Annotated in this window: 10 protein-coding genes and 1 pseudogene; 6 read left to right on the forward strand and 5 right to left on the reverse strand. The window is 59.4% G+C overall.

The window, feature by feature from the left end; translation table 11 throughout:
* Positions 1–242, forward strand: a pseudogene (locus AAAB35_RS16300) (hypothetical protein); the annotation flags it as partial.
* 230 nt (positions 243–472) lie between these two features.
* Positions 473–1,273, forward strand: coding sequence for a methyltransferase domain-containing protein (locus AAAB35_RS16305; RefSeq protein WP_340669342.1), 801 nt, complete (start codon positions 473–475; stop codon positions 1,271–1,273).
* A 43-nt stretch (positions 1,274–1,316) separates the two neighbouring features.
* Here AAAB35_RS16305 and AAAB35_RS16310 read toward each other — a convergent pair whose 3' ends face one another.
* The 4 genes from AAAB35_RS16310 to ltnD all read right to left on the reverse strand — a co-directional run bounded on the left by AAAB35_RS16310 (position 1,317) and on the right by ltnD (position 5,110).
* Positions 1,317–1,976 (reverse strand): dihydrofolate reductase family protein, encoded by a 660-nt coding sequence (locus tag AAAB35_RS16310; protein ID WP_340669343.1) that lies wholly within the window; start codon positions 1,974–1,976, stop codon positions 1,317–1,319.
* Between the two features lie 130 nt (positions 1,977–2,106).
* Positions 2,107–3,387 carry a 3-oxo-tetronate kinase gene (gene otnK, locus AAAB35_RS16315; RefSeq protein WP_340669345.1) on the reverse strand — a complete coding sequence of 427 codons (1,281 nt, stop codon included), beginning with the start codon at positions 3,385–3,387 and terminating at the stop codon, positions 2,107–2,109.
* Complete coding sequence (gene otnI, locus AAAB35_RS16320) at positions 3,384–4,166, reverse strand: 2-oxo-tetronate isomerase (RefSeq protein ID WP_340669346.1); 783 nt, start codon at positions 4,164–4,166, stop codon at positions 3,384–3,386. The genes otnK and otnI overlap by 4 nt, the downstream gene beginning before the upstream one ends.
* A gap of 17 nt (positions 4,167–4,183) precedes the next feature.
* Positions 4,184–5,110, reverse strand: a complete 927-nt coding sequence (ltnD, locus tag AAAB35_RS16325; protein ID WP_340669347.1) for an L-threonate dehydrogenase — start codon at positions 5,108–5,110, stop codon at positions 4,184–4,186.
* Positions 5,111–5,275: 165 nt separating this feature from the next.
* Between ltnD and AAAB35_RS16330 the strand changes: the two genes are divergently transcribed.
* Positions 5,276–6,274, forward strand: a complete 999-nt coding sequence (locus AAAB35_RS16330; RefSeq protein WP_340669348.1) for a LacI family DNA-binding transcriptional regulator — start codon at positions 5,276–5,278, stop codon at positions 6,272–6,274.
* Entirely contained in the window at positions 6,274–6,960 is a 687-nt protein-coding gene (locus AAAB35_RS16335) for an aldolase (RefSeq protein WP_340669349.1), read from the forward strand. The genes AAAB35_RS16330 and AAAB35_RS16335 overlap by 1 nt, the downstream gene beginning before the upstream one ends.
* On the opposite strand, the gene AAAB35_RS16340 is transcribed toward AAAB35_RS16335, so the two are convergent.
* Positions 6,949–7,632, reverse strand: a complete 684-nt coding sequence (locus tag AAAB35_RS16340) for a GntR family transcriptional regulator (RefSeq protein ID WP_340669352.1) — start codon at positions 7,630–7,632, stop codon at positions 6,949–6,951. The two genes, AAAB35_RS16335 and AAAB35_RS16340, sit on opposite strands and share 12 nt — an antisense overlap.
* Positions 7,633–7,810: 178 nt before the next feature.
* Here AAAB35_RS16340 and AAAB35_RS16345 point away from each other — a divergent pair, with 178 nt between their 5' ends.
* On the forward strand, positions 7,811–8,875 hold the full coding sequence (locus AAAB35_RS16345; protein ID WP_340669350.1) for a 4-hydroxythreonine-4-phosphate dehydrogenase PdxA: 1,065 nt from the start codon (positions 7,811–7,813) through the stop codon (positions 8,873–8,875).
* 66 nt (positions 8,876–8,941) lie between these two features.
* Positions 8,942–9,503: tripartite tricarboxylate transporter substrate-binding protein (locus tag AAAB35_RS16350; RefSeq protein ID WP_340669351.1), on the forward strand; the 562-nt coding region annotated here is incomplete at its 3' end.

The following is a 9,503-nucleotide window of genomic DNA, read 5'->3' on the forward strand; positions in this document are numbered from 1 at the left end:
GTTCTGCCGAAGCAATCGCGAAAAAGCCCGGCATCGCCCGCCAAACGCCGCGTGTGAACCTCACCATCAGGCCCACCGCGCTCGCGACGCGACCGTTGGGGCGAACAGAGCTCAAACATCTGACCAAATGGGACGACGGCCAGCCCGGGACTGAGCTCAATTTCAAATTCTATCGTCAGCCAACGAACAAGATCGCCGGCATCTCGGATCAAGCGGCAGCGTTCCTCAGCGAATTCTTCTAGCGCGGCCAGCTGCGGAAATTGAAACAAAACTGGCGGGCAAAGACACCAATCGCCCGTTCCGCCGCAATTCTTGCTGCGCTTTGGTTGAGTACGTGGATGTTACGTCAGCCCGCCGTTGCGAGCCACCCCGTCAATGGAAAGAGGAAGGATGACAACATGCTCCTTTCCTCCAAAGCCTTGGCAAGCACCCTGTCGAAGTCTAAAATTCACGCCAGCATGGGGAGACTTCGATGACTTCAAGCTTCAACGTCAACGATGCCGCCGGCTACGAGCAACTCATGGGTCGCTGGAGCCAGAAGCTTGCCCTCCCATTCATTGACTTTGCAGGCCTTGCCGACGGCGAACGGATCCTCGACGTCGGCTGCGGCACCGGCAGCCTTACCTTCGCGCTCGCAAGGACCGGCAATCTCGGCGAGATTGCGGCGATCGACTATTCGGACGTCTTCGTGGCGGAGGCGAACCGCCGCAACACCGACCCGCGCATAAAAATTCAGCAGGCAGATGCCTGCGCCTTGCCCTTTGCCGATGCAACGTTCGACCGCGCGCTGGCGCTGCTCGTCCTCCACTTCGTGCCCGAGGCCGACAGGGCGGTCGCCGAAATGCGCCGCGTCGTGCGACCGGGCGGCGTGGTCGCAGCCACCGTCTGGGATCATCTTGGCGGCATGCCCGGCATGCGCATGATGGTTGATACGGTGGCAGCCCTCAGCGAAGGCGGGCGCCAGTTACGGGCTCGCTATTGCTTCCAGCCGATGATGCAGCCCGGCGAAATGAAACGGACGTTTGTCGAACAGGGTCTTGTGGACGTTGCCGAGACCCAGCTCATGATCCGCATGGATTACCAGAGCTTTGAAGACTATTGGACGCCGATCGCCGCAGGCGAGGGGCCGCTTGGTAAATATGTGGCTGCGCTTGAACCTGTCGAGAGGGCGCGCACCGACGCCGCCGTGCGCGACGCATATGAGGCGGGCCGGGCCGACGGCCCACGCTCCTTTGCCAATGTCGCCTGGGCCTGCCGTGGTATGGTCCCTTAGAAGAGAGGTCGTTTCAAAGAACCGCCCTTGCCCGATTTGCGTCTCACTTGAGGTTCCTGCGCCGTTCGAGTTCCGCCTCGGTCGGCCGTTCGAATTCAAATGAACCGGTCAAGACCTTGCCGCCGCGAATGTATCTATTGATCGTGACGCCGCCTGCCAACGTTTTCGAATTGACGAGTTTCAGTGCACGCGCAGTGGTACCCTCACCGAACAATTTCTTGCCATTGCCAAGCACGAGCGGAAAGATCGAGACATTGATCTCATCGACCAGATCATTCTTGAAAAGCGTCTGCAGAAAGTCGCTCGAACCTTGCGTCAAAAGATCGGGTCCATCGCCTTCTTTCAGCGTCTCGATAGTGGCAACAACATCGGAGCCAAGGGTCTGGCTGTTCTGCCATTCAAGCTTCAAGTTCGCATTGCCCGTTGCAACAAACTTGGTAATGCGATCGAACAATGGACCAATCGGGTCGTCAGCACCCACATAGGGCCAGTGAGCGGCAAAAATGTCGTATGTCTTGCGCCCGAGCAAAAGATCAAACGGCTTTGCAAACATCGCGCCGACTGCCTCGCCCATCGTCTCGTCGAAATAGGGCGCGACCCAGCCACCGTACTGGAAACCACCAATCGGATCTTCCTCCGGCCCCCCCGGAGCCTGCATGACGCCATCAAGGCTGACAAATGCGCCTACGATTACTTTTCTCATTCCGCTTTCCTTCCTCGCGAATGCAACTGTGCAAAGGACGCCAAACGGTGAGCCATGCCGACACTGATCAGGGAAAAAATTGCGGCAGGCTTTTTTCTTGATTGGAATTCTTCTCGAGGTCGCCTCTTGGTCAGCGCATCATGGAAAGCGCCGCGACAAAGAAATCCTCACCTCCAAAATTTCCCGATTTCAGTGCAAGGAGCATGTCACCTTGTGTGTTGCCGATCGTCCGCAGCACCGGAACGCCAGGCGCGATCTCGGGGCCGATTAAAAACGCGGGAATGGCGAGCCTGTCCACGGCCGCGCCCGACGTCTCACCACCGGCAATAACGAGGCGCCGCACGCCCCTTGCGACGAGCTCCGCAGTAATGGTCGACGTAGCGGCCTCGATCGCATGACCCGAGGCTTCCCGCCCGTAGCGCGATTGTAGGCGCGAAACCGTTTCAGGTTCGGCACTTGCGGCGATGACGACCGGCCCCGCCGCCATTCGTTCACCCGCCCAGGAGATGGCCGCCGACACTTCGTCGGGGCCTTTAACGAGGCGTTCCGGGTCAAGGCGCAGCACCGGCATCGATCGTTCCGCAAAGGCGAGTTGCGCGAGCGTCATCTTGGAGCAACTGCCGGCAATGATTGCGGCAGGGCCGCCTACGGGGCGTGTTACGTCGGCATCTTCGCCCGACCGCGCTGACACCTCGGCCGACCGCGCCAGCGCCCGCGCAAGTCCAAGGCCAAGTCCGGAGGCACCTGTTGAAACCCTGTTCTCCAGCGCAACTTCACCCAGCGTTTCAAGATCACGCTCGAAAACGGCATCGGCGATCGCCGTGGTAAACCCTTCAGCATAAAGCGCGGCGAGCTTTTCCCTGACAGCCTGCGGACCGGCTGCAACAGTTGCAAGGTCGACAAGTCCGACAGTGCCGATCGATTGGGCTTGCATCACGCGCACGAGATTTGCGTCGTGCATCGGATTGAGCGGATGATCCTTGAGCGGGCTCTCATTCAAAGGCTGTTCACCGACGAAAAGGTGACCAAGGTAGACGGTGCGACCTGTTTGTGGGAACGCCGGGGTGACCAATAATGCCGTTTTAGCGTCCGCGCCTGCGAGCGCTTCGGTAACCGGTCCGATGTTGCCGGCTGCTGTTGAATCGAATGTCGAACAGACCTTGTAAAGGACATGCCGGGCACCGTTTTGGCGCAGCCACGCCTCGGCCGTCATGGCCGAAGCGACGGCTTCATTGGCAGCGACCGAGCGAATCTTCAAAGAAACAACAACAGCATCGACATCGGGAAGGGCGAGCGACGGTTGGGGAATACCGACTGTCTGGACCGTGCGCAGCCCATTCCTTGTCAGCGTATTGGCAAGATCCGACGCTCCCGTATAGTCGTCGGCGATCGATCCAAGCGATATGGTCATGATCTCGTCCTTGCAAAGGGTTTGAACCAGTCCAAACCGTTCAGTGTATGGCCGCGCGGATTGTACTCGCAGCCAACAAAACCCCGGTAGCCCAGCCGGTCGATTTCGCCGAAGAGCCATGGATAGTTCAATTCTTCGCCGTCGGGTTCGTGACGGGACGGGACACTGGCGATCTGGATATGGCCGATCATCGCCATCAGGTCTCGCAGCGACATCGTCACATCGCCGTGCATGATCTGGCGGTGGTAAATATCGAATTGCAGCTTGAGGTTTTCGAGTTTGAGATCGCGGATGATCCAAACCGCAGATTCGAACGTGTTCAGAAAATAGCCGGGCATGTTGCGCGCGTTTATGGGTTCTAGCAAAAGGTCGATCCCGTGTTCGGCAAGCCGGCCCGCTGTCAACGCAACCGATCGCCGGTAGCATGCCTGCGCCTGCCTGTCAGCCGGATCAGCAATGCCGGCCATCAGGTGGAGCCGCTTGACACCCGTCGCCGCCGCATAGTCGAGCGCCCGGTCAACATTTGAATTTAATTCATCAGATCGTCCGACAAGCGCGGCAATCCCGCGTTCGCCGGCAGCCCACTCGCCTGGAGGCAGGTTGAACAGTGCCTGGGTGAGATTGTTGCGGGTCAACCGCTCGGCGAGCGCCTCTGGGGCAGCCTCATAGGGGAAAAGATATTCAACCGCGGTAAATCCTGCGTCGGCCGCCGCGTCGAAGCGATCGAGGAACGGCCATTCGTTGAACATCATCGTCAGATTTGCGGCAAATATCGGCATGTCTGTTTCCGGGAAGTTTATGGCGCGACAGGCAGGCTTGCGCCCGACAGCTTTGCATAGAGGCGGGCAAGGGATGCATCATCGTCCTGACCCATGCCGGCACCGGCGGCGGCAAGGTACATCTGCAATGCTGCCGCCGCCAGCGGCACCGGATAGCGTTCGCCGCGCGCCATGTCCTGAATGATTCCGAGATCCTTGACGAAGATCTCTATGGCGCTGAGCGGCGTATAGTCACCAGCAAGAACGTGCGGAACGCGGTTTTCGAACATCCACGAATTGCCTGCCGATGCGGTGATGACCTCGTAGACCTTGTCGAGATCAAGACCCTGCTTGGCTGCGAGGCAAATAGCCTCGCATGCGGCGGCGATATGAACGCCCGCGAGTAACTGGTTGATCATCTTGAACGCAGCACCGATCCCCGCTTCGCCGCCGAGTTCATAGACCTTTGCGGCCATGGCATCGAGGGCAGGGCGGGCCGCCGCGAAAGCCGGTTTCGACCCGGACGCCATGATTGTCAGTTCGCCCGTCTCTGCTTTTTTCGCACCGCCTGATATCGGAGCATCGAGATAGTGAAAGCCCAGCGCTTCGACACGCCCGGAGAGGGCGCGGGCAATGGCCGGATCCATGGTGGCCGAGGATATGAAGACGGCCCCGGCCTGCATTGCCTGCGTCACGCCGTCAGGCCCGAACAGAACCGTCTCGGTCTGCGCGGCATTCACCACGACCGAAACGACGATGTCGGCATTTTTCGCGGCATCGGCGGGTGTTTGCGCCCCGCGCCCGCCTTGCGCAACAAAGCGGTCAACGGCCGTGGATGCAACGTCGTAGCCGGCAACGTCAAGGCCGGCACGCTTCAGTGATCTGGCCATGCCAAAGCCCATGGAGCCGAGGCCAATGACTGCAATCCTGGCTGTACGCTTATCAGTGTCAGGCGACGATGGCATGCCTTTGGCTCCTTCGAGGGTTTGGAGAGAAAAGGCTAGTGCATTTTGGCAGCGCTGCCAACCGTAAATTGGTAGCGCTGCCAAAATAACTTGATTACTGGAGAAAACACGGGAGAATGCGCCGGTCGCCGAGTGCCACAACCCGGACAGGTCAGACGAGGAAACATGCAGTTCAAACAGCAGGAAGGTGTCACCCTCGCCGAGGTCGCCAGGGCGGCGGGCGTCGGGGAAAGCACGGTATCGCGCGTCCTGCGCAATCATGGTTCGTTTTCTGGCAAGACGAAGGACAGGGTCATGGCGGCGGTGGAACGGCTCGGCTATGTTCCGAACCGGATCGCCGGAACGCTGGCATCTGCGGGCTCACGGCTCGTCGCATTCGTTGTCCCGTCACTTTCGAATATCGTTTTTACCGACGTTTTGCGCGGTGCAAGTGCCACGCTCGAGGCCCATCGCCACCAGGCCGTTTTCGCCGTGACCGACTATGATCCGCAAAAGGAGGAGGCGCTTGTCGCCTCAATGCTCGCCTGGCGTCCCACGGCAGTCATGCTTGCCGGTTACGAGCATACGCAAGGAACCGTCAAAATGCTGCGTGCCGCCAACTGCCGGATCGTTGAAGTGCTCGATATTGACGGCATTGCGCTTGATCTTGCCGTTGGCTTCTCCAACCATGCGGCGGGGCGGCAAAGCGCGCGTTTCCTGTTGCAGCGCGGTTACCGGCGCATTGGTTATGTCGGTCACGATCTTGACCGCGACACGCGGGCAGGCAAACGCTATGCAACCTTTTGCCAGACGCTTGCTCAAGGCGGCGCTCCTCTTCGCGCGCGCCACATTCATCCCGGACCCTCCTCCGTCGAAAATGGCAGGGCCGGCCTCAAGCTGCTGCTTGGCCGAAACCCGGACCTTGATGCCGTTTATTTTTCCAACGACGACATGGCGCTCGGCGGGTACTTTCATTGTCTTTCGCATGGAATTACGGTTCCCGGGAAGCTTGCAATCCTCGGCTATAACGGGCTCGATATCGGCCGGGCGACCCCGCAACGGCTTTCGACCCTTTTGACGCCGCGCGTGACGATCGGCCAGGTTGCAGCGCAGCTTGTCGTCAATGATGCGCCGCCCCAGGTCGTCGACCTTGGCTTTCAACTGATTGAAGGAGAAACAGCGTGATGTCGAAGGCGCGTTTGCGTGAAGATATATGCCGCTATGGGCGGTCGCTGTTCGAGCGGGGACTGACGCCCGGGTCGTCGGGCAACATTTCGGTAAGGCTCGATGATGGCGGCTGGCTCGTCACGCCGACCAACGCATCACTCGGTTTCCTTGATCCAGAAAGGCTATCGCACCTTGATGCTGCCGGGCGCCACCTTGCGGGCGACAAGCCAACCAAGGAAATTCCGCTGCATAACGCCCTTTACGAGTCGCGCGGCGCTGCCCGTGCCATCGTCCACCTGCATTCGACCAACGCTGTCGCCTTGTCGATGCTTCCGGAAATCGACCCGCGCGCGGCATTGCCGCCGATGACGCCCTATTGTCTCATGCGCGCCGGGCAGATCGCCCTTTTACCCTATTATCGTCCAGGCGATCCGGCCGTTGCCGATGCAATCCGCGGCCTTGCTGGCAAATATGCCTCTGTGCTTTTGTCAAATCACGGGCCGGTCGTTGCCGGCGACACCCTCGAGGCTGCGGTTTTTGCAACCGAGGAACTGGAGGAGGGCGCAAAGCTTTATCTGATGCTGAGAAATCTCAATCCGCGCTACCTGACCCCCGCGCAGGTGGCAGACCTTGTGCGCGAATTCAGACTTGACCTGCCGATCGATGATGACAAGCACGCCCATCACCACCATTCAAACGACTGATTTTACCCTTTCCCAGCCATTGACCAGATGAACGTCCAATTCCTGGGCGAGGGTTTCGGCATCGCGTTGTTCCAGGGCCGCAATGATGCGCTCATGTTCGGCCACGGCGCCCGCCCAGCGCTCGGCCCCTTCGTGACCGATAAAGCGGATGCGCTTTACGCGCGATTGCAGCAAGCCATGGACTTCGGCGAGCGGCGCATTGTTCGCAAGTGCCACGATGCCTGTATGGATCTGTTGGTTGAGCTTGTAATATTCGAGCCGTTCGCCCGCCTTGTAGTGGCGCACCATTGCATCATGGAGCGCGCGAATTTGCGCGATCTCTTCGTCGCTCGCCTGCCTGCAGGCGATTTTTCCGGCAAGCATCTCGAGCGAACGCAGGACAATCAGCATATCCTCGATGTCCTTGGCGGAAAATCGTTTAACCACCGCACCACGGCTCGGCACCAGTTCCACCAGGCCCTCACTGGCCAGGAACTTCAGGGCCTCGCGCAGGGGGGTGCGCGAAACGCCGAGTTCTTCACCAAGCTGGTTCTCATAGATGCGCTCCCCAGGCTGAAGATCGCCCTCGATAATCATGTCGCGAAGCCGCGTTACAATTTCACCATGCAGCGACTGCCGGGAAATCGTGGCGACTGTTCGACGTCCTCCGTGCTCGACGACATCCGACGCCATGGTCGTTTTCTCCATCTATTTCGCCCCGATCGTGGGCCACTCAAATTTCATTCTCGCATTGCTCGCGGCAAAATGATATCCCCACGAATACGTTATTTTTAATACTGTATACAAAATACTTGCGCTTGCAAAAAATTGGCTTTATGTCTTTGGCAAGAGGAACGATGGAGGAAATTACATGGCAAAAGGCGACGCAGCAGCAACGACGGTCGCAACGCGGCCCGTGCTTGCCTTGGTCATGGGTGACCCTGGCGGGATCAGCGCCGAGCTGACGGCAAAGATCCTTTCGCTGCCCGAGTTGCGCAGCGCTGCCCATTTCGTCGTCATTGGCGACCGGCGCATGCTGGAGGAAGGTGCAGCGGTCGCGGCCGTTGATCTTGATGTCGACTACCGGAGAAGCGACGATTTCTCTACCGAGCCCGCCTTGCGCCCCGTTTTCGTCGACCTTGCCAATCTCGACCCTGCCGACGTTACGCGCGGCGAGGCTACCTTGGCTGGCGGCCGGTTTGCCACGGAAAATTTCCGTTTCGCGCTGCATCTGGCCGACGAGGGTCGGGTTGCCGGCATCTGCTTCACGCCGTTCAACAAGAAGGCGATGCGCTATGCCTATCCGGGCTATGACGATGAGATACGCTTTGTCTCGGACGTGCTTTCGTTCAAGGGAAAGATGCGCGAGTTCAACGTATTGGAGAAAATCTGGAACGCGCGCGTGACCTCGCATATCCCCCTCAAGGCGGTTGCGGACCATCTCAGCCAAGATGCAATCCTTGCCGAGGTCGAGCTTACGTCTGAGTGCCTGCGGCTTGCCGGAATTGATACGCCGAAGATTGCGGTCGCCGGGCTCAATCCGCACGCCGGTGACGGCGGCAGCTTCGGCATGGAGGAAATCGACATCATTGAGCCGGCTGTGGCGCGGGCGAAGTCCGAAGGCTACGCCGTGGACGGTCCGTTCCCCGCCGATACCGTGTTCCTCAGAGCGCTCAAGGAGGGTTTCCACGCCGTGCTGACCATGTACCATGATCAGGGTCAGATCGCGATGAAGATGATGGGCTTCGACAAGGGCGTGACGATGATGGGCGGATTGCCGTTCCCGCTGTGCACGCCCGCCCATGGAACTGCCTACGATATTGCCGGGCGCGGCGTGGCCGATGTCGGAGCCTCACGCGAAGCGGTGCTTCTTGCCGCAAGAATGGCCGCGCGCCAGAATAATCAGCAAGGGATTTTGCACAACACCGATAAATGACACCGGATCGATGCGCGAGGGTAGGAGCTTTTACGCGGATCGGTTCAACAACAGGGAGGAAATGACATGCTTAAACAGATCGCCTTGACGCTGCTCGTTGCGAGCGCAGCGGTGCCGGCAATGGCCTTCGAGCCGACAAAACCCGTCGAATTCGTGGTCACGTCCGGGCCGGGCGGCGGAACCGACAACTTCGCCCGAACCGTGCAATCGATCATCGCCAAGCACAAGCTGATGGACGCATCGGTCGTCGTCACCAACAAGGGCGGCGGCAGCGGAGCGGAGGGCTTTGTCTATGCGGCAGGATATAAGGGCGATCCCTACAAGCTCACCTTTGGCACCAATAATGAATATCTCCTGCCAAGCGTTGCGTCCGTCCCCTATGCGCCGCAGGATCTTACACCCGTTGCCGCGCTCGCGCTCGATGAATTCCTGATCTGGGTCAATGGCGAATCCAAGATCACCGACGCCAAGGCCTTTGTCGAGGCGGCCAAAGCGAAGCCGAAGGCGCTCCAGTTCGGTGGAAGCCAGTCGAAGGATACCGACCAGATCCTTGTTTCGATGATTACCGACGTCACTGGCGCCGAGTTCCGCTATATCCCGTTCAAGAGCGGCGGCGAGGCAGCCGTCC

The sequence above is a fragment of the Phyllobacterium sp. genome, from assembly GCF_037994425.1.
GTDB lineage: Bacteria > Pseudomonadota > Alphaproteobacteria > Rhizobiales > Rhizobiaceae > Phyllobacterium.